This is a genomic window from Pseudomonas parafulva NBRC 16636 = DSM 17004 (assembly GCF_000730645.1).
GTDB classification, from domain to species: Bacteria; Pseudomonadota; Gammaproteobacteria; order Pseudomonadales; family Pseudomonadaceae; genus Aquipseudomonas; species Aquipseudomonas parafulva.
Genome location: NZ_BBIU01000028.1, coordinates 95,331 through 115,973, shown reverse-complemented (window position 1 = coordinate 115,973; position 20,643 = coordinate 95,331). Strand labels below are relative to the sequence as shown.

Below are 20,643 nucleotides of genomic sequence, written 5' to 3'. Positions count from 1 at the left end.
GGGCCATCCGCAGCCTCATCCAGCACATCGGCGCGGCAGCCGGTAACATTCTCAACACCTCCACCCGTTCAACCCGGGTATCCAGCGACATGGCCGAGGCTGCAGGGCGCCAACGTGAAGCAGTGGACATGGTCTCCACCGCGTTCCATGAAATGGTCGCCACAGCCAACGAGGTGGCGCGCTCATGCAGCCAGGCGGCGCAGTCTGCCGACAGTGGCCAGCAACAGGCGCGCGAAGGCCAGCAGCAGATCGATGCCGCGGTCAGCAGCGTCGACCGCCTGAGCCACGAAATCGAACAGTCGGCGCAGTCGATCCAGCAACTGGAGCGTGACAGCAACGCTATCCAGTCAATCCTCGGCACCATCCGCTCGATTGCCGAGCAGACCAACCTGCTGGCTCTGAACGCGGCGATTGAAGCGGCCCGTGCCGGCGAACAAGGCCGGGGCTTTGCGGTGGTGGCTGACGAGGTGCGGGCCTTGGCCAAGCGTACCGCCGATTCCACCGCCGAAATCGATGGCCTGCTGGGTAACCTGGCCGGGCGCACCAGCGAAGTGGCCGCACAGATGCACGCCAGCCTGGAAGTTTCGCAGCAGTCGGTGAGCCGCATTGGCCTGGCGCGTGACAGTTTTGGGCAGATTCGCGAGTCGGTGGATGTGATACGCGACATGAATACGCAAATCGCCACAGCCGCCGAGGAACAACACCAGGTGGCCGAGGACATCAACCGGCACATCAGCCAGATCCACGGCGATGCACAGCTGGTGGCGGAGCTGGCCCAGGCCGCCCGTCAGGACTCGGAAAGCCTGGCGGGGCTGTCCAACGAACTGGATACCCTGGTGCGCAGGTTCCGCACCTGATGCCCCGCCTGCGCCTGCCGCCTGCAGGGCGGTAGACGCAGGTGCCGGCAGGCGCGGCTTACAGCTTCAGTTCACCCGGCGTTGCGCCAAACAGCTGCTTGAACGCGGCGATGTAGGCGGAGGTGGAGTCATACCCGCAGCCCAGCGCCGCATCGGTAACGCTCTCGCCGGCCTCCAGCATGGCCAGCGACGACAACAACCGCATGCGCTGGCGCCAGTTGCGGAAGCTCAACCCGGTTTCGCGCTGGAACAGGCGCATCAGGGTCTTTTCCGAACACCCAAGCTCCAGCGCCCATTGCTGCAAGGTCTGGCTCCGCTCGGGGGTAGCGATCAGGCGATTGCACAGGGCAAGCAACCCGGGATGGCGCGGCAGGGGTAACGAAAAACCTACCGCTGGCAGGGTACGCAGTTGGTCGAGCAGCACCGCCACCAGCCGTGACTCGGCGCTGTCGTGTTCAGGGTACTGCGGGGGCAACAGGCAGAACTGCTTGATCAGCTCCCGCGCCAGGGGCGTCACTTCCAGCACCCGGCATTCTTCGGTCGCCCACGGGCAGGCGTCGCGGCGGATGTAAAGGCTGCGCATTTCCGCCTGCATCGAAGTCACCACTTCATGCTCAGCCTGCGCAGGTATCCACACCCCCCACTGGGGCGGCGCGAAATAGCTGCCGTCCCGGGTGTAGACCCCCAACACGCCACTGATGGCGTACGAAAACTGCACCCAGTCATGCTGATGGCGAGTGGTCCATGACCCCGCGCCCAAGCGCTCGGCACGGGCATACAGGGGCCTTGGCAGGTGGTCCAGCGCCGGGATGGCGCGGGGGTGTCCGGTGGTCGGCATGGTGGTGTCTTATGGTTCTGAGCAGACAAGCCTAACAGCTACGGCGACACCGACGTTATCTTACCGCTCGACGATCACCGTCACACCCTGCCCGCCCGCTGCACAGATCGAAATCAGCCCACGCCCTTTCCCCGCCACCGACAGCAGTTTTGCCAGGTTTGCCACAATACGGCCCCCGGTAGCCGCGAACGGGTGGCCTGCCCCCAGCGAGCTGCCCTTGACGTTGAGCCTGGCGCGGTCGATAGCCCCCAGCGGTGCGCTCAAGCCCAGCTGTTCACGGCAATAGTCGGCATCTTCCCAGGCCTTGAGGGTGCAGAGCACCTGGGCGGCGAAGGCTTCATGGATTTCGTAATAATCGAAGTCCTGCAGGGTCAGGTCATTGCGCGCCAGCAACCGTGGCACGGCATACACCGGTGCCATCAGCAGGCCTTCGCGGCCCGTGACGAAGTCAACCGCAGCGGTTTCACCATCCACCAAATAGGCGAGCACCTCCAGCCCCTGCTGTTGCGCCCACTCTTCGGTGCCCAACAGCACCAGCGAAGCACCGTCGGTGAGCGGCGTAGAATTGCCCGCGGTCAGCGTGCCTTCGTCCGTACGGTCGAAGGCCGGCTTGAGGCGGGCCAGTTGCTCCAGGGTAAGGTCCGGGCGCAGGTTGTTGTCCCGGGCAAGCGACATGAACGGGGTCAGCAAGTCGTCCTGCCAGCCTTCGGCATAGGCACCCGCCAGGGCCTGATGGCTGCGCAGGGCCAACGCGTCCTGTTCTGCCCTGCCGATATGCCAGGTCTTGGCCATGCGCTCACAGTGTTCGCCCATCGACAGGCCGGTGCGCGGCTCGCCATTGCGCGGCAATTCAGGCTTGAGGTGATGAGGCCGCAGTTTCAGGAAGGGTTGCAGCCGGCCCATCAGGCTTTTGCCACGGTTGGCCTGCAACAGTACCTGGCGCAGGCCTTCGTTCACGGCGATGGGCGCATCGGAAGTGGTGTCCACGCCGCCAGCGATGCCGCAGTCGATCTGCCCCAGGGCAATCTTGTTGGCCACCAGCAAAGCGGCCTCAAGCCCGGTGCCACAAGCCTGCTGGATGTCATAGGCGGGCGTGAGCGGCGAGAGGCGCGAGCCCAGCACGCATTCACGGGTCAGGTTCATGTCGCGGGAGTGTTTGAGCACCGCACCGGCCACCACCTCCCCCAGGCGCAGCCCGTGCAGCCGGTAACGCTCTATCAGCCCTTCCAGCGCAGCGGTCAGCATGGCCTGGTTACTGGCCGTGGCGTAGGCGCCATTGGAGCGGGCAAAGGGGATTCGGTTGCCGCCCAGAATCGCGACCCGACGTAGTGAACGCATGCGCATGTTCCTCCTGAAACAATTTGATCCGTACAGCCTAGGTGTTTTTACCGCATTCGAACGACCGTGCCGCAAAGTTGGTCCACACTCTCAAGCTTGCCTTCTGGAGGACCCCTCATGAGCGATCGCTACCTTGGTTTCGCCAATTCCAGCCTGGGCCGTCGCCTGGTCGATACCCTGGGCCTGCCGCGCCCGGCACCTCTGGAGCGCTGGCAGTCCGGCCGCCTGCGCCCGGTGGAAGGTGCATTGGTGGTAGGCGGCGGGCCACTGGCGGGCCAGGTTGAAACAGTGGCGCCGCGCCTGACCGATGCCGTGTACAGCTTCAATGGCGAGCACCTGCAGGCACAGCCCTGGGTGGCCGGCCTTGGGCCGAAAATCAAGGCGCTGGTGTTCGACGCCAGCCATTTGTCCGACAGCGATGCCTTGAAGCAGTTGCGCGAGTTTTTCCAGCCGCTGTTACGCAGCCTGGCACCTTGTGCTCATGTGGTGGTGCTCGGGCGGCCTCCCGAGTCGCTGGCAGACCCGTTGGCCAGCGTGGCGCAGCGAGCCCTTGAAGGGTTCACCCGCTCGCTGGCCAAGGAGTTGCGCAATGGCGCCACTGCGCAGCTGCTTTATGTGGGCGAAGGTGCCGAAGACCAGCTGGAGGGTGCACTGCGCTTCTTCCTGTCGCCGAAAAGCGCATTCGTGTCTGGCCAGGTGCTGCGCCTGCAGGCCTGCGCTGCGCACGTGCAGGACTGGACCCGCCCGCTGGGCGGCCAACGGGCTCTGGTGACCGGCGCGGCACGCGGTATCGGTGCTGCCATTGCCGAAACCCTGGTGCGCGATGGTGCCGACGTGCTGCTGCTGGATGTGCCCCAGGCCGCCCAAGCGCTCAATGCCCTTGCTGCACGCCTGGGTGGCAAGGCCCTGGCCCTGGACATCTGCGCCAGCGACGCAGCAACGCAGCTGCTCGCTGCCCTGCCCGATGGCATCGACATCGTGGTGCACAACGCTGGCATCACCCGCGACAAGACGCTGGCCAACATGACCCCGGAGTACTGGGACGCTGTGATGGCGGTCAACCTCAAGGCGCCGCAGATACTCACCCAGGCGCTGATCGACAATGGCGCACTCGGGCAGCACGCCCGCATCACACTGCTGGCATCGGTGAGCGGTATAGCCGGCAACCGTGGCCAGGCCAACTACGCCGCCAGCAAGGCCGGGCTGATCGGCCTGGCACAGGCCTGGGCGCCTACACTGGCCGAACGGGGTGCCAGCATCAATGCTGTAGCACCGGGCTTCATCGAAACCCACATGACCGCCGCCATGCCCATGGGGCTGCGCGAGGCGGGTCGACGCCTTAGCTCGCTCGGCCAGGGCGGGCGGCCCCAAGACGTGGCCGAAGCCATCGCCTGGCTCAGCCAGCCCTGTACCGGTGCAGTCAACGGCCAGGTGCTGCGGGTCTGTGGCCAGGCACTGATGGGGGCTTGAACATGAAACGAACCTGGCACCACGTGCACCGCCCAGCTGGCCGCGCCAGCCTGTACCTGCGCGCCGCTGGCAAGCGCAGCATCACGGGTGACCGCCTGCCGGAAGCAGGCCTGCGCTGCTACATCCCACTGCAGCAGCAAAACCTGCAGGCCTACCGCCGGCTCTGTCACTTCGCCGATGACGGCCGCCTGCCGGCCACGTACCCGCACGTCATGGCGTTCAACCTGCAACTGCAACTGATGACCGGCCATGACTTCCCGTTCCCGCTGCTGGGCCTGGTGCACTTGCACAACCGCATCGAAGTACTGCGCCCGCTCGGGGGGCTTGAAGGGCTGCATATGGCCGTGTACGCGGATAACCTGCAACCCCATGCCAAAGGCGGCACGTTCGACCTGGTGACCGAGGCCCAGGACGGCATAGGCCCGCTGTGGCGGGAGACCAGCCGCATGCTGGTACGCGGGCTAAAGCTCGAAGGCGCCGCCACCCCCACGCCCCCGGACGAGCCCGTAGACCTGCCCGAAGCCACGCGCTGGTATGCCGACCGTGACATTGGCCGGCGTTACGCCAAGGTGTGCGGCGACTACAACCCCATCCACCTGAGTGCTGCCAGTGCGCGGCTGTTCGGTTTCCCCACCGCCATCGCCCATGGCATGTGGAGCAAGGCCATGGCCATGGCGGCATTGCGTGGGCATCTGCCCCACAGTGGGTATGGGTTCGAAGTGGCGTTCCACAAGCCTGTGCGCTTGCCCTCAGAGGTGATACTCAGTGCCAGTGAAGCTGGCACCACTGGCGCTGTGCGGCTGGATGGCCATGCCGGGGTGCTGCACATGGCTGGCCAGTGGTCACGCCTGTAGCCAACCGGGGCACTGTTGACCGTACGTTTGTGTGGGGCCCTTGCTTTGCAGCGGCCCTGCGCAGAAGCTATGCGGCACCAGGAGGCCCCGATGAACTTGCAAGAACTCACCCAACGCCTGCACCAGATCCGCGACAACAATGACTGGCAGCGCTTCCACAGCCCCAAGAACCTCGCCATGGCCGCCAGTGTGGAAATGGCCGAGCTGGTCGAAATATTCCAATGGCTGAGCGAAGACGAATCGCGCCAGCTGCCTGCTGACAAACTGGCCCACGCGGGCCAGGAAGTCGGTGATGTAGTGCTGTACCTGTTGCTGCTGTGCAGCGAGCTTGGCCTGGACATGGACCAGGTCGTGCGGGCCAAGCTTGCTGACAGCGAGAGGCGCTTTGCCCGATGAACGACCGCCACTTTGATGAACTGGCCACCCGCTTTGCCGAAAAAATCTATGGCGGAGCCAAGGGTGCGATACGCCTTGCCGTGCTGCAGGCCGACCTGGCCGAGGCACTGCCCGACCGCCCACTGCGTATCCTCGACGTGGGCGCAGGGCTGGGCCACATGGCCTTGTGGCTGGCCCAGCGCGGGCACCATGTCACCCTGGCCGAACCTGCCGCCCCCATGCTCGATGGCGCACAGGCGCGCTTTGCCGAGGCCGGCCAGGCCGCGACATTCATTCATGCGCCCTGGCAGGCGCTGCTCGGTGAGCTGACCGAACCCTACGATGTGGTGGTGTGCCATGCCGTGCTGGAGTGGCTGGCCGAACCAGAAAGCATCCTGCCGGTACTGCACCAGCTCACAGCTCCCCAAGGCTGGTTGTCGCTGGCGTTCTACAACCGTGATGCCCTGGTGTACCGGAACCTGCTCAAGGGGCATTTCCGCAAGTTGCGCAGCAACCGGCTGGAAGGTGAAAAGCAAAGCCTCACCCCGCAAAAACCTCTTGATCCCCGCCACCTCAAAGCGCAACTTGAGCCCATGTGGCAGGTCGAAAGTGAAAGCGGTATCCGGGTGTTCCACGACTACATGCCCAAGGACTTCCAGGACAAGGCGGAGCTGCTCGACCTGCTGGAAATGGAACTGGCCCACCGTCGCCACCCCAGTTTTGCCGGGCTTGGTCGTTACCTGCATTGGGTTTGCCGCCCACGTTGATCTGCCAGGCAGGAGGAAGCATGCCGTATCGTCTGTTTCGCCTCGCCCTGCTGCCGCTGGTCCTCGCGGGCTGTCAGGGCACCAACCCCTATGTGGCCAGTAGCCGGCCATTGCCCCCGGCGCCGGCGCAGGCGGCCAACACCTTCGATGCCAGTGCCTACCCCACCCCTGCCCGGGATTACGGGCATTACCAGAGCTGGGGCTGGCGCAATGGGCAGTTGCCCACCGGCTCGGCAAAGGCCGACCCGGCACAATTGGCCGATGCCGTCAGCGCCGCCCTCGACCAGCACGGGCTACGCCCTGCACGCAACGGCTCGCCAGACTTGCTGGTAAGCGCCAACATCCATCTGGAAAAGCGCCTGCGCCAGGTTCGTGATTACGACAGTTATGACCCTTACCCCTACGGCAGTGTCGGCTACGGCGGGTACCGCAACGGTTACGGTGGCTATGCCAGCGTACCGGTGGTGCGCACTTACCAGGTGGAAGTAATGGTGGTACGCGTCGATCTGTATGACGGGCGCAGCGGCCAGCCCGTGTGGAGCGGCAATGCCGAAAGCGGCAGCGACCAGGGGTCGCCCCGTGATCGTGAAAGTGCTGTGCGCCAGGCCGTCAGCAAGGCACTCAGCGGCTATCCTCCCAGTTAACGCTTAACGGAGAACCACCATGTTGCGCCGTCTGTTTCTACTGTCGTTTGCCGTGTTGCTGGCTGCCTGCTCGAGCAACAACGTGCAGCAGGATTACGACGCCAGTCGCGATTTTGCCGCCTACCGCAGCTGGGCCTGGCAAGAACCTGGGTTGCAGTACCGCCCGGACGACCCGCGCATCAAAAGCGACCTGACCGAACAGCGCATTCGCCAGGCTGTAGCCGATCAGCTCGACCAGCGCGGCCTGCGCCCGGTGCAACCCGGCAAGCAGGCTGATGTAAAAGTGCGTACCTATCTGATCGTTGAACAGCGCCAACAACAGATCACCACCAACTATGGCGGCGGCTGGGGTGGCTATTGGGGCGGTTACTGGGGCGGGCCGATGTATAACGAAACCCGCAGCGTCGACTACAAGGTGGCGACGATTCAGGTGGACCTGCTCGACGGGCGCGATGGCAAGTTGGTGTGGCGCGGCAGCGCCGAGCAGATCATGAACAACTACCCGCCTGGGCCGGATGAGCGTAACAGCGCCATTCAGAAAACGGTGGCGCAGGTACTGGGGAATTACCCGCCGGGTAGCCGGAGGTAATCGAATGATTGAACAGCGCTGAAGCGGGGCCGCCCGGCGGCCCTTGTGTCACCTGCGACAAAATCCATTCCGGCCACGCCTTTTCCCTGCCCATACCCCGCCCGCTCCCGGGTTCCGGTCTATCTTGACTGTGAAACCTGACTGAACAGGTAGTGTTCAACTTCAAGGGAAGGTGGGCTGTCGATGCAAAGCATTGTGCTTCTCCTATGGCTTGCCCTGTGCACCGAACAGGACGTGCGCCAGCGTCAGATCTCCAATGTACTCACCCTCGGCGTGGCCGTCTGCGCGCTATTCTGGCTATTCGCAACCGGCCACACCTGGTTGGGGGCAGACCCCGGCGATGCGGGCTGGGCATTGGCGATTGTGATGCTGCTTACCCTGCCGGTGTACATGCTCGGCCATTTCGGTGCGGACGACGTCAAGCTGATGGGCGCCCTGGCACTGGCCACAGGGCCCCAGTATGTATTGGGGACCTTCATTGGGGCCGGCATCAGCCTGCTGATCTGGCTGATGACCCGCAGGCGCTTGTGGGCACTGCTCGATGCGAAGGTGAAAAAGCGCCTGCAAGCCCTGACCGAGGCCATGGGCGACAAGCAGGCATTCGTACCTTACGTGCTGGCCGGCTTCCTCCTGACAGCTGTATGGATCCAATGAACATCCCGGCGGTCCGAAGATGTGTACGTGCCTTGTACATATTTCAGAGGTACGGCTACTTTTAAACTGCCAGAGCGTCTAGCCCGGGAGCAGGGCCGTATACGAACAGGGAGTTGATCGTGTCCAGACCAGTGAGTGAAGTAAAGGTGTTGGTGGTCGATGATCAATCGGCCATCGTTGAACAGTTGTGCGAATTCCTCAAAGCCAAGGGCTATGCGTGCACATCGGCCCTTTCCACCAACGAAGCGATCGAACGCTACATGGCCGACCCTGCCATCGGCCTGGTCATCTGCGACCTGCATATGCCTGAACGTGACGGCATCGAGCTGGTACGGGCGCTCAAGCAGATCAACCCGGGGCAGCGCATGTTCGAGGCCATCATGCTGACCGGGCGTGCGGAGAAACAGGACGTGATTCGCGCCTTACGTGAAGGCTTTGCCGATTACTACCAGAAGCCCATGGACCTGGACGAGCTGCTCGAAGGCGTGCGCCGGCAGGAAGAGGTGCTGGTGGAACGCCAACGCAATCTCAGCGACCTCGGCGGGTTGAACCAGCGGCTGCAGGAGCTGGCTGACTCTGTCGACGAGTTGTACCAGGACCTGGAGAAAGCCCGAGGCCAGGGCGCGCACCGTCGCGCAGGGGATGCCGAGGATACCGAGGGCGAGTTGCCTTCAGTGTTCGACAAGCTCTCGCCGCGCCAGCTTGAGGTCGCCCGCCTGGTGGGCAAGGGCAAGACCAACTACCAGATTGCCTGCGAACTGGGCATTACCGAAAACACGGTCAAGCTGTATGTCTCCCAGGTGTTGCGCCTGACCCACATGCACAACCGCACCCAACTGGCATTGGCGCTGACCCCGGGCTCCGCCCCCGTGCATCAGCGCTTCACCGCCCACTGACGGGCGACACCTGCCGGGCTACCTCACTGGCTGACCTGGAACGTTACGCGGGCTGTTTCGCCGCTTTCGTCCAGTGCGCTCAGCTCGGCCCGCCCTGCCTGCGGCAGGCGTAACGGCAGGCTGTCCTGGCCCTGGGTGTCACCCAGCGGCTGGCCATTGAGGAACCACCAGCGCCGGCCGGCGCCGCCCAGTGCTGACACATCAAGCTGCAATGGCTCACCGCTGTTGGCGGGACGACGCAGGTTATCACCCGGCCGCACCCCGACGATGGACAGCGGTGGCGCGCTGGCCGCAACCTGTGGCGGGCAGCCAGGGTCGATGGCAGGCAGCAGGGCCGCACGGCGCTCCGCCCGCGGCAGCCAGGGTTCCAGCGGCGCCGGCCATAACGCGATATCCCGCTGTCGGGCACCCGGGCAACTGCCGTCTACCCGCAACCCACGGTCATTGACCCACACGTTTTCGTGCAACCCCAGGCCGAGCGGTTGATCCGCCGCCTGCAAGGTCGGAGGGATGGTGCCGTCCAGCGTCCAGGCAAAGCGCTGGCGCCGGCAGTTCGGGGCCTGCCGCTGCAGGGGCTGGCCGAGTGGCCAGCAGATCGCAGCCACCCCCACGCTCGTCGGTACAGGCTGTGTCGGCACGCTCAGCCCCCGTTGGCGGTCACGGTTGGTCAACAGGTCATGCACCTGCAGCATCAGCGGTGCTGCAGAGGCCAGGCCGAACTGCCCGGGCACCGGCGTACCGTCGGGCCGGCCGATCCACACACCGATCAGGTAGCGAGGCCCCACCCCGACCGACCAGGCGTCCCTAAAGCCGTAGCTGGTACCGGTCTTCCAGGCAAGCTGCGGGCGCTGCACCCACTCGGCATGAGGGTCGCGGTCTGGCCGGGCCTGGCCACTGAGGATGCGGCGGATGATCCAGGCAGCACCCGGCGACATCAGGCGATGCTCTACCAACCGAGCCTGAGGCTGCAAACGTATCTGGGCCGTGTTGCCCTCACGGGCCAGTGCCGCATAGCCCCCCACCAGGTCTTCCAGGCGGCTGCCAGCTCCGCCCAGAATCAACGAAAGGTTCGGTTCGGCCAGCGGCGGCAATACCAGCGGCAAGCCCGCCATGCGTAGCTGTGCGGCAAAGCGCTTGGGGCCGTAGGCTTCCAGCAGCTGCACCGCTGGCAGGTTGAGTGACAGCGCCAGCGCCGAGCTGGCCGACACCGGGCCGCTGAAGCCGGACGAAAAGTTGCCGGGGCGATAATCGCCGTAGCGGCGCGGCACATCCTGCAGCAACGACTCGGAATGAATAAGGCCATCGTCCAGCGCCATGCCATACAGGAAAGGCTTGAGCGTGGAGCCTGGCGAGCGCAACGCCTGCACCATGTCGACATGGCCGAAGCGCCTGTCATCCGCCAGGTCGACCGAGCCCAGGTAGGCACGCACGGCCATGTTCTGCGCCTCGACCACCAAGATGGCCGCTGAGGTACGTTCGGGCAGCCGGGCGCGCCAGCCCAGCAGCAGGTCCTCAAGGCGCCTTTGCAGGGCGGCGTCCAGGGTGGTGCGTATCAGGGGCGGGCTACCGGCCGTATTCAGGCGCCGGGCCAGCAGTGGGGCCAACGCCGGCTCCTGGCGTGGCGCCAACAACAGCGGTTCCTCGGCAGCCTCGCGGATGCGCTGGGCAGGCCATACCTGGTATTGCGCCAGGCGTTGCAGCACCTTGTCACGGGCGCGCTGTGCGCGTTCTGGGTGGCGGTCCGGGCGCAGCCGGCTGGGGGCCTGGGGCAGCACGGCCAGCAACGCGGCCTCGGCGGGCGTCAGGTGCAAGGGCGACTTGCCCAGGTAGGCCCAGCTCGCGGCGGCGACGCCCTGCAACGTGCCGCCGAATGGCGCGCGGTCCAGGTATATCTGCAGGATCTCGCGCTTGGGCAAGTGCCACTCCAGCTGTAGCGTGCGCCACAGCTGGCGCAGTTTGCCTGCCAGGGTACGGTCATGCGGGTCGAGCAGCCGTGCCACCTGCATCGACAAGGTACTGCCCCCCGACACCACCCGCCCGCCGCTCAGGTTCAGCCAGGCCGCCCTGGCCAGCGCCAGCGGGTTCACCCCCGGATGGCGATAGAACCAGCGGTCCTCGTAGGTGAGCAGCGCCTCGAGATAAAGCGGCGACACCTGCTCGGGGCTGACCGGGTAACGCCAGACACCGTCGGCATCGGCAAAGCGCCACAGGGGCGTACCGTCTTCGGCAAGCACCACGCGCGCCAGGTCGTCCTGGGGCATCGGTAGCGGCCATAGGCGATCAGCCAGCCACAGCAGGCCAACCACAATCAGGCTGCCGAGTAGCGCAGCGCGCAGCAGCTTGCCCGCACGGGTGCGCGGCCACGCTAAGCTTGGCATTGGGAACCGACCTGGCCAGATAATGGCCAAAGGGTAGGGGACGGCACAATCGCCGAGTCGATCATCAGGAAGCAACTATGCATGTAGAAGGTTTTTTCGAGTGGCTGGGCCAGGCGCTGGGGTCGCTGATCCGTATCATCGTCGACGCGTTGAGCGGCCTGTTCAACCTGCTGGCCAATGCCGGTGGCAACTTCGTCGACGGCCTGGCACGCACCTTGGGCATGGACACCTCGCTGGTCAGCATCCTGGCGCTGATCGTCGGCCTGATGCTGCTGTACTCGGCAATCCGCGCGTTCATGCGAGCCTCAATCATCCTCGGGATCATCTGGCTGGTGCTGGGGTTGTGGGTGATGAGCTGGGTCATACACTAAGCGCCGGGCTGCCGTGTGTGGGCGCCAGGCAGGTGGGCACATTGCCCTCCTGCCTGGCGCTACCGCTGCCTAACGCGGCTTGACTGTCATTTCCCCTTGCCCGTCACCCACAGCCTGCAGGTTCGGGCGGTACATCGACTCGACCTGCGGCGGCGGCACCCGGTAGGTGCCCGGGGTGACTGCACGCGCCAGGTACAGCAGGTGGGTGGTGCCGTAGCCGTCGAGCTTCACGGCCGCGACGTAACGGTCGTCGCGGTACTCCTGGTGCACCACATTCGCGTTCTGCATCGACTCACGCCACTCTTTCACCGCGCTACTGGCGTTGTCCAGGCTGGCAGCGCTTTGCGCCAGGTTCTGGTTCTCCAGCTCCAGGCCGGCTGGCAGCAGGTCGACTACCAGCGCATCAGGCACACGGTCCTCGGCCTTCAGCGCCAGGTGCACCAGCACCAGGTCACCGCTGCGCAGGTTACCCAGGTCCAGCGGCTGGCCATTCATGCCCAGGTACTCACGACGGACCTGCATACCATTGCCGCTGGCCGCTGGGGCCTGACGGGGGTAACCCGAAACCGTCAGTTGCTGATAAAGCGTCTCGCCGCCCTGGTTCTGCACGGTCAGCGGGGAGGCCAGTAACGGGCCCTCCAGCTTCATGCCCGTATCGGCGTTGTCGAATTCGCGGATTTCACCCGCGCTGTCCAGCCGCGCTTTCCATGGGCTTTCAGGTTTACCGAGCAAGCCACGGCCTGCCAGGAACAGCGCATTACGCTCCTGGGTAGAGAGCCAGCGGTTGGCAGCCAACTCATCCGACAGGGCAAACAGGCGTTGATCGACCTGGCTGCTGGCAAGGTTGTTCTCCTGCAGCAGTGCCAGAATCAGCGCCTGGTCCCGCAGGGCGCTGCCGTAATCGGCCATCCAGCCTTTGCCACGGCTGACTGCAAGGCCAGCCTGCAGCGCCTGCTGCGCACGGGGCTTGTCACCCATTTTGTCCAAGGCCACGGCCAGTTGCACCAGCGGCAGGCCAGAACGGGCATCGGCCCGGCGTTCGAACAGGCCACGCAGCGCACCCAGCGGTGCCTGCTGGCTGCGCGCCAATACCAGGGCGGCATAGGCCTGGACCGCAAAGCGGGTGTGATCGGCGTTGTCGCTGTAGTCCACTTCGATCAGGTTGCGCTCCTGCAGGTAGCGCAGCAGGCGTTCGTTGGCCTTCTTCAAGGCTTCGGCCGGCACCCCGTAACCCTGGTCACGGGCCCGCAGCAGGAAGTCGCTCACATAGGCGGTCAGCCAGTACTCCTCCTCGCTGTCCGAACTCCACAGGCCGAAGCTGCCGTTGTAACGCTGCATGCCCAGCAGGTGTTCGATGCCCATTTCGATCTTGCGCTTGCGCACGTCTGCCGGTTCGCCCTTGATGCCCAGGCGCTTGAGGCTGTCGGCATCGGCGTACAGCGATGGGTAGAGGCCGCTGGTGGTCTGTTCCAGGCAACCATAGGGGTAGGCTTCCAGCGCACGAATCTGCTCGCCCAGGTTCAGCGGCGGCCGGCTAGACAGGGCCAGGGTGGCTTCGAGGCCCGCCGGCTCATAGGCCGCCAGGTCTGCTTCGGGCAGGGTCCAGGGCTGGTCTTTCAGTGCCACGCGGTAATGCTTGAGCATGGCCGGATAGGCAGGGCGCACGCCCAGCGTCCATTCACGTTCGAACGCAGCCGCTGGCTCATCTGGCAATTGCAGGCCTGTGACACGCACGTGGACCTTGCCCTGCCCCAACCCGCCTTGAGCTTGCACAGGGATCATCAGCGTGGAGCGCTGGCCTTCAGCCAGGGATACAGCTTGCACGGCACTGGCCGTGAGGCTGACTTGCCCTTCGGTGGTGATCTCCACGTTCAGCTGTTGGGCACGGCCCGACAGGTTGGCCAGGTCCAGCGCCAGGCGGGTACGGTCACCACCCGCCAGGAAGCGCGGGGCGGACAGTTCAGCAATGAGTGGCGCAGCGACCACGGTCTTGGCTTCAGCCATGCCGAAGTCTTCCTCGGCCCAGGCCTGGGCCATCACGCGCAGTTCACCATTGAAGTCGGGGATATCGACACTGGCCTGGCCTTCGCCGTTTTCGTCCAGGGTCACCGGCAGGCTCTGCTGGGCGACGATGGTCACCGTGGTATTGGGGCGTTTGCCGCCTTTGGCCATGGCCGCATCGCCACCAAATGCCAGGCTGGCCAGGCGACCTTGCCCGGCTTCGATCAGTTGGCCGTAGATGTCCAGCTGGTCGGCGCCATAGGCCTTGCGCCCGAACAGGCTGGCGAAGGGGTCTGGGGTTTTGAAGTCGGTAATGTTGAGGATGCCCACATCCACCGCCGACAGCAGCACATGCACCTGCTTGGGCACGCTGCCATTGCTTCTGGCGGCTTTGATCTTCACGGTAAGCGGCTGTTTGGGGCGCATTTTCTCCGGTGCCTGCAAGCTCACCGCCAGCTTGCGCTCGGCGCGGTCCAGCGGGAGGTGCAGCACACCCACCGCACGCTTGGGCGTGGCATTGGCCTTGCGCTCACCCGGGCGAATCACCAAGGTGCTCAGGTACAGGTCGTGGCGCGCCCAGGCCTTGTCCAGCGACACCTCGAAGGTTTTGCCCTCGGCAGGTACATCGATTTCCTGCCACCACAACGGGCCATCGCTGGATTCGATCATCAGGTAGCCACTGCCTGCAGCAGGCGGGGTGACAGTGACCTTGGCGGTCGCGCCGTCGGCATAGGACGGCTTGTCCAGCGCCAGCTTGACCTGGTCTGGCCGTACGGCGCCACCTTCGGCGTTATCCTGGGCGCGGTAACCGGCCCAGAAGCGTTCGCTCGACACCATACCCGTCTGTGGGTCTTCCACCTCCACGCGGTAGGGGCCCCACTCCACCTGGAAGTTCATCTTGGCGGTGGAGCCCGCCTTGACGCTGAGGGTTTCCTCGCTCTGGGTGAGGAATTTTTCGTTGTAGGCGTAGCTCCAGCCATCACTCTGGGAGTAGTTCCAGTAATAATCGCGTCGCTCGCGAATCAGCCGCACTTTCAGGTCGTTGGCCGCAAGCTTGTTTCCCTCGCGGTCGGCGACCAGGAATTCGAACTCGACGGGGCCATCGCTGTTGGTTTCTTCACCGTCAAACAGCCCACGCAGCCCGGGCAGGCGCTCGGCGGGCCACACAGGTTGCTCCAGGCGCCGGGTGATCGGCCTGCCACCGGACTCCTGCAAGCTGGCCTGCACGGTCAGTTGCAGCGGCGAACGCGCTTCGCCCCAGCGGCTGGCGATGTCGAGTACGGCCTTGCCCGCCTGGTCGAGGGTGACTTCGTCCAGTTCCAGGTCCTGGGTCAGCTCGGCCTCGGTGACCGAGCCAAACTGGTAGCCGGGCAGCGCAGGCACCGCCTCACGCAGCGGGCGAACATAGGCCTGACCGCTTAGGCGGTTGCCTGCCGCCGGTGCGCCGTACAGGTAGCGGCCGGTCACTTGGATGCGCGCATCTTCATCGGGTGCAAGGGGCTTGCTACTGCCTTTGAGCTCCAGCGCAAGCCGCTCGGGCAGGAAATCCTCGACCAGGAATTCATACACCTGCTTGCGCCCGCCACCCAGGTCGAGCAGCAGCTGCCAGCGGCCGGTTGGGGCCTCGGTCGCCAACTGCAACTGGTATTGGTACAGGCCATTGTTGTCGGCCTCCCAGACAAACTTGCGGCTGACCTGCTCATCCGGGCGCCGCACTTCCACATTCACTGGCTGGGCTTTCACCGGCTTGCCGTCCTGGTCGCGCAGCAAGCCGTTGAGCAGCACCGTCTCACCAGGCCGGTACAGGTCGCGCGGGCCGAAGATAAAGAACTGCAGCGGGTTGGCCTGGGGGCCGGTGATGTCAAACTCGGCCAGGTCCAGGGCGGCGGTATTGAGGCGCAGGAGCGTGGTGTGCACACCCTGGGTTGCGATCAGGGTATCGGCCTTGGTCGTGATCGGCAGTTGGGCATGGCCCTTGCCGTCCGTGCTGGCCTGCGCCAGCAGCTTGCCTTTTTCGTCATGGATTTCGAGGTTGACGCCGTTCAGTGCCTTGCCACCCTCCAGGGCCTGGGCGAACACGTCGATACGGTCACGATAACGATGGGCAGACACGCCGATGTCGCTCAAGGTAAACATCGTGGCCGGCTGCGAGTAGTCATAGGTACCCGATGCGCGCATCACCGCCAGGTAAACGCCTGGCGCTTGCAAGGGCTTGATGCCAGCAATCGGCAGCAGCACGGTTTCGCGGGTATTGCGCGCAGGGTTGAGGTCGAAGCGGCCGCTGTACACCAGTTCGGCCATGCTCAGGGTGTCTTTGGACTGGTAGTACTCCAGGCTGCTGCTACGCCCCCAGTTGGCGAGGAACGACGAGAGCATGTCCGGTTTGACCCGGAAGAACTCCACATCCACCTTGTCCACGTTCAAGGCAATGACCGGCAGGCCTTCGGCAAGGCGTGTCGGAAGCAGCGAACCCCGGCTGGCAAAGCCGATGGTCGGCTGCATGTCACGGGTTTCGAGGCGGGTGATGGACTCGTCCTGCAACTGCTCACCGTTGACTGCCAGCAAGCCCTTGTCCACGGTCAGCACCAGTTTGCGCTTGGGCTCAAGGTGGCGCAGGCGCAGCTCCATCTGGTTTTCGGACAGCTCCCAGGCGCCATCGACCTTGCCCTTCACGGTATCGACCAGATGCACCTTGCTGGCAAAGTCCTGTTTGGCGTCCAGCGGCGCCGAGAAGCTCAGCGACAGCGTGGCTGCGCCATCGAGTTGCACTTCGGAGGCGTCCAGCACGGTCAGCTCGCGGCCCTTGTAACGCTCGGCGAGCAGCGCCGGATCTTCGCGCTTGACGGGTTGGCTTGCGGCGGCCGTCGGCTTCTGAGCAGGTGCCGGCTTGTCCGGCGTGGAAGAGTCACAGGCGCTAAGCAGGGCCAGCGCACAGGCCAGCAACAATCCTTTGTTGAACATGGAGTACAAACTCTTGGACAGTGTGTAGGTGAGGGCTGCAACTATAGCGCACGCGCAGGCATGGCACCCAGCGCGACGCGGCAAGTGAGACCCCGCTCGGGCATATTGGTTGCGTGGTCGGTACACTCTGTTGCTGCATTGCCATACGGCTGTACTGCAACCCCGACTTTCCAGGCCCCCGATGACCTCGATGCTTACCGACTGGCGGCACCGCCCCACCCACCTGAAGGTGTGGGCGCTGGCCGCGCCGATGATCCTGTCCAATATTTCCGTGCCGCTGGTTACCCTGGTGGACAGCACGGTGATCGGCCACCTGCCCCACGCCCATCAGCTGGGGGCCGTGGCCGTGGGCGGCACGCTTTTCACCTTCATGGTGGGCCTGCTGGGGTTTCTACGCATGGGGTCTACCGGTTTCGCTGCCCAGGCAGCCGGGCGGGGCGACGGCGCGGCCTTGCGCCAGGTGCTGGTGCAGGCGCTATTGCTGGCCCTCGCCCTGGCCGTGCTGATCGCCCTGGTGGCCCTGCCCTTCAGCCAGCTGGCCCTGCATGCGATGCAGCCCAGCGCCGCGCTGCAGCAATCCACCGAGGCATTCTTTCACACCCGGCTGCTGGGTTTGCCGGCGGCGCTGGCCAGCTACGCGTTGGTTGGCTGGTTCCTGGGCACCCAGAATGCAAGGGCGCCGCTGGCGATCCTGCTGACCACCAACCTGCTGAATATCGCGCTGAATTTATGGTTCGTGCTGGGCCTGGACTGGGGGGTGCTGGGGTCGGCGCGGGCGTCGGTGATTGCCGAGTGGAGCGCTGCCCTGCTCGGCCTGGCACTCACCCGCCCAGCCTTGCGAGCCCACCCAGGGCAAGTGGCGTGGCGGGCACTCACCCGCTGGCAGGCCTGGCGGCCTCTGCTCGCAGTGAACCGCGACATCTTCCTGCGCAGCCTGGCGCTGCAAGTGGTGTTTCTGCTGATCACGGTACAAGGCGCTCGCCTGGGTGAGGCGACCGTGGCGGCCAATGCGCTGCTGCTCAACGGCCTGCTGCTCACAGCCTACGCCCTGGACGGGCTGGCCCATGCAGTCGAAGCCTTGTGCGGCCATGCCATTGGTGCACGGGACCGAGACACCTTGCGGCGCTCCCTGGTGATAGCCGGTGGCTGGTCACTGTTCGTCAGCCTGGGTTTTGCCGGGTTGTTCCTGCTGGGTGGGCACCTGTTCATCGACCTGCAGACCAACATCGAAAGCGTGCGCATGGCGGCATACCCGTACCTGCCCTACCTGGCGGTGCTACCGTTGATTGCGGTGTGGAGCTACCTGCTGGACGGGCTGTTCATCGGCGCGACCCGGGCACGGGAGATGCGCAATGCAATGCTGCTGTCGGTGTTGGTGGCACTGCCCTTCGGCGTGGTGATGAGCGGGTTTGGCAACCACGGGTTGTGGCTGGCCTTTCTTGGCTTCATGGCGTTGCGGGCGGTGACGCTGGGTTGGGTGGGGTGGCGGTTGCAGGTGCGAGGGGGTTGGGTGGGGTGAGGGTCGCGCCGCGTTGCGGCGCACCGCGAGCTTCGCTCGCTCCTACAGGGGGGTAGAAGCGAGCGATATACCGCCGCTTACGACGACAAGTACGAAGACCGGGTCAACCCAAGGCGCAACGCATCCAGGTACTGGGTACGTTCGCGTGCGGTGATCTTGGCGCTGGCCACCTTGTCGCGGTAATGGGTCATCAGTTCCTCCGGCGACAGGTGCACATAGCGCAGCATGTCCTCGATGGTGTCGTGCGTCTCGATACCGGCGTGGTAAACGCTGCCATCAGCGTTCTGGTAGATGTTCACCGAGTCGGTATCACCGAACAGGTTGTGCATATCGCCCAGGATCTCCTGGTACGCCCCCACCAGGAACACACCCAGCAGGTAGTCCTCGCCCTCGTTCAAGGCATGCACCGGCATGCTGGTCTCGATGCTCTGCTCATCCACGTACTGGTTGATCTTGCCGTCGGAATCGCAGGTCAGGTCCTGCAGCACGGCGCGGCGCAGGGGCTCTTCGTCCAGGCGGTGCAGCGGGATGATCGGCAGCACCTGGCCAATGGCCCAGGTGTCGGGCAGGCTCTGGAACACCGAGAAGTTGCAGATGTACTTGTCGGCAAGCTTGTCGTTCAATTCGTCCAGCACCTGGCGGTGGGAGCGCTGGCGAGCCTTCAGCGAGTTGTGCAGGCGGCGGCACACGGCAAAGTAGCACTGTTCGGCCAGGGCTTTCTCGGCCAGGGTCAGCTTGCCGTCGGCATACTGCGCCGCCACGTCACCCATGTAGTGGGTGGCGCGCCAGTAAGTCTCGGTCACCATCTCGATGTCGGTAGGGCCCAGCAGGTCGACCAGCCACTGCACGGTCTCGGGCAGGGCTGCCTTGTTCTCGATGGTCGGCACCTGGTCGTTGTGTTTCTCGACGTCGGTCACCTGGATCACCAGCATGGCATGGTGCGCGGTCAGCGAGCGGCCACTCTCCGAGAAGATGTGCGGGTGCGGCAGGCCCTGCGCGTCGCAGAACTCCTTGAGCATGCCCACCACCACGCCGGCGTAATCGTCCATGTCGTAGTTGATCGAGCTTGCATTGCGCGAGTGGGTGCCGTCGTAGTCCACGCCCAGGCCACCGCCCACGTCGATATGGTCCACCGGCAGGCCCAGGGCACGCAGTTCGCCGTAATAGCGGATGGCCTCCTTGAACCCATGCTGGTAATCGGCCAGGTTGGCGATCTGCGAGCCCATGTGGAAGTGCAGCAGGCGGATACCCTGGTCCAGCCCGGCATCACGGAAACGCTGTACCACCGAAATCAGCTGCGCGGCCGACAACCCGAACTTGGACTTCTCGCCACCGGTGTCGGCCCATTTGCTCGAGGCCAGCGACGACAGGCGCACCCGCAGGCCCACCTGCGGCTTGACCTTGAGCTCGGCGGCCTCGTCGATCACCAACGCCACTTCCGACTCTTTCTCGATGACGATGAACACGTTGTGGCCCAGCTTCTGGCCCATCAGCGCCAGGCGGATGAACTCACGGTCCTTGTAGCCGTTGCAGACAATGGTGCCGCCCTTGGGCGCCAGTGCCAACACTGCCAGCAGCTCAGGCTTGGAGCCGGCTTCCAGGCCGATGGACACGTTCTGCGTGGCGATGATGTTTTCCACCACCGCTTCCTGCTGGTTGACCTTGATCGGGTACAGCGCGGTGTACTGGCTCTGGTAGTCCAGGCGCGCGATGTTGGCATCGAAGGCGCCGGTCAGCTGGCGCACGCGGTCCTGCAGAATGTCAGGGAAGCGCACCAGCAACGGCAGCGACAGCCCACTCTGGCGCAGCTCGTCCACCTGCTCGAACAGGTCGATCGGGGCACTGTCCGGCCCATTGGGGCGCACTTCGACGCGCCCGGCATCATTGATGGCGAAATAACCAGCGCCCCAATGGCGGATGCCATACACACTGCGGCTGTCGGCCACGGTCCATTGGCTACCATCGTCTTTGCGTGTGCGTCGTACGGACATTCAAGTCCCCTATAAGTAAGTCGTAAACACGGCCCTGCCAGCTGGCGGGCGCAGTGTAAAAGCCAAAAGTGACGGTTCGTCTGTTGCCTGGGTAGACCCTGGTCACAGCAACGAGTTTAGAAAGCACCGGGCAAAAAGAC

At 64.7% G+C, this 20,643-nt stretch carries 16 protein-coding genes; 11 read left to right on the top strand and 5 right to left on the bottom strand.

Annotated features, from left to right (window positions below):
• Positions 1-89: 89 nt before the first annotated feature.
• The gene (locus PPA02S_RS23690) at positions 90-857 is read left to right on the top strand and encodes a methyl-accepting chemotaxis protein (RefSeq protein WP_439646128.1); all 768 of its coding nucleotides are present in this window, start codon (positions 90-92) and stop codon (positions 855-857) included.
• A gap of 58 nt (positions 858-915) precedes the next feature.
• Here PPA02S_RS23690 and PPA02S_RS17755 read toward each other — a convergent pair whose 3' ends face one another.
• Both PPA02S_RS17755 and PPA02S_RS17750 read right to left on the bottom strand, forming a co-directional pair.
• The gene (locus PPA02S_RS17755; RefSeq protein WP_028632991.1) at positions 916-1,695 is read right to left on the bottom strand and encodes an AraC family transcriptional regulator; all 780 of its coding nucleotides are present in this window, start codon (positions 1,693-1,695) and stop codon (positions 916-918) included.
• Between the two features lie 60 nt (positions 1,696-1,755).
• Entirely contained in the window at positions 1,756-3,033 is a 1,278-nt protein-coding gene (locus PPA02S_RS17750) for an acetyl-CoA C-acetyltransferase (protein WP_028632992.1), read from the bottom strand.
• Between the two features lie 117 nt (positions 3,034-3,150).
• Between PPA02S_RS17750 and PPA02S_RS17745 the strand changes: the two genes are divergently transcribed.
• The 8 genes from PPA02S_RS17745 (at position 3,151) to PPA02S_RS17710 (ending at position 9,282) form a co-directional block, all read left to right on the top strand.
• Positions 3,151-4,503, top strand: coding sequence for a 3-oxoacyl-ACP reductase (locus PPA02S_RS17745; protein WP_028632993.1), 1,353 nt, complete (start codon positions 3,151-3,153; stop codon positions 4,501-4,503).
• Positions 4,504-4,505: 2 nt separating this feature from the next.
• The gene (locus PPA02S_RS17740; protein WP_028632994.1) at positions 4,506-5,357 is read left to right on the top strand and encodes a MaoC family dehydratase; all 852 of its coding nucleotides are present in this window, start codon (positions 4,506-4,508) and stop codon (positions 5,355-5,357) included.
• A gap of 90 nt (positions 5,358-5,447) precedes the next feature.
• Entirely contained in the window at positions 5,448-5,753 is a 306-nt protein-coding gene (locus PPA02S_RS17735; protein ID WP_028632995.1) for a MazG-like family protein, read from the top strand.
• Positions 5,750-6,499 (top strand): methyltransferase domain-containing protein, encoded by a 750-nt coding sequence (locus tag PPA02S_RS17730; RefSeq protein ID WP_028632996.1) that lies wholly within the window; start codon positions 5,750-5,752, stop codon positions 6,497-6,499. The genes PPA02S_RS17735 and PPA02S_RS17730 overlap by 4 nt, the downstream gene beginning before the upstream one ends.
• Before the next feature lie 20 nt (positions 6,500-6,519).
• The gene (locus PPA02S_RS17725; RefSeq protein WP_028632997.1) at positions 6,520-7,143 is read left to right on the top strand and encodes a DUF4136 domain-containing protein; all 624 of its coding nucleotides are present in this window, start codon (positions 6,520-6,522) and stop codon (positions 7,141-7,143) included.
• Between the two features lie 19 nt (positions 7,144-7,162).
• Positions 7,163-7,732 carry a DUF4136 domain-containing protein gene (locus tag PPA02S_RS17720; RefSeq protein ID WP_028632998.1) on the top strand — a complete coding sequence of 190 codons (570 nt, stop codon included), beginning with the start codon at positions 7,163-7,165 and terminating at the stop codon, positions 7,730-7,732.
• A gap of 183 nt (positions 7,733-7,915) precedes the next feature.
• Positions 7,916-8,386 carry an A24 family peptidase gene (locus tag PPA02S_RS17715; RefSeq protein WP_028632999.1) on the top strand — a complete coding sequence of 157 codons (471 nt, stop codon included), beginning with the start codon at positions 7,916-7,918 and terminating at the stop codon, positions 8,384-8,386.
• A gap of 119 nt (positions 8,387-8,505) precedes the next feature.
• On the top strand, positions 8,506-9,282 hold the full coding sequence (locus PPA02S_RS17710) for a response regulator transcription factor (RefSeq protein WP_028633000.1): 777 nt from the start codon (positions 8,506-8,508) through the stop codon (positions 9,280-9,282).
• A 23-nt stretch (positions 9,283-9,305) separates the two neighbouring features.
• On the opposite strand, the gene pbpC is transcribed toward PPA02S_RS17710, so the two are convergent.
• A complete protein-coding gene (pbpC, locus tag PPA02S_RS17705; protein WP_028633001.1) occupies positions 9,306-11,660 on the bottom strand; it encodes a peptidoglycan glycosyltransferase PbpC in 2,355 nt (784 codons plus the stop codon).
• Between the two features lie 77 nt (positions 11,661-11,737).
• On the opposite strand from pbpC, the gene PPA02S_RS17700 reads away from it, so the two are divergent.
• On the top strand, positions 11,738-12,031 hold the full coding sequence (locus PPA02S_RS17700; protein WP_028633002.1) for a hypothetical protein: 294 nt from the start codon (positions 11,738-11,740) through the stop codon (positions 12,029-12,031).
• Positions 12,032-12,100: 69 nt separating this feature from the next.
• On the opposite strand, the gene PPA02S_RS17695 is transcribed toward PPA02S_RS17700, so the two are convergent.
• A complete protein-coding gene (locus PPA02S_RS17695; RefSeq protein WP_028633003.1) occupies positions 12,101-16,993 on the bottom strand; it encodes an alpha-2-macroglobulin family protein in 4,893 nt (1,630 codons plus the stop codon).
• Positions 16,994-17,174: 181 nt separating this feature from the next.
• Here PPA02S_RS17695 and PPA02S_RS17690 point away from each other — a divergent pair, with 181 nt between their 5' ends.
• Positions 17,175-18,512 carry an MATE family efflux transporter gene (locus tag PPA02S_RS17690; protein ID WP_028633004.1) on the top strand — a complete coding sequence of 446 codons (1,338 nt, stop codon included), beginning with the start codon at positions 17,175-17,177 and terminating at the stop codon, positions 18,510-18,512.
• Between the two features lie 77 nt (positions 18,513-18,589).
• Here PPA02S_RS17690 and speA read toward each other — a convergent pair whose 3' ends face one another.
• Positions 18,590-20,503, bottom strand: a complete 1,914-nt coding sequence (gene speA / locus PPA02S_RS17685) for an arginine decarboxylase (RefSeq protein WP_028633005.1) — start codon at positions 20,501-20,503, stop codon at positions 18,590-18,592.
• Positions 20,504-20,643: the final 140 nt, after the last annotated feature.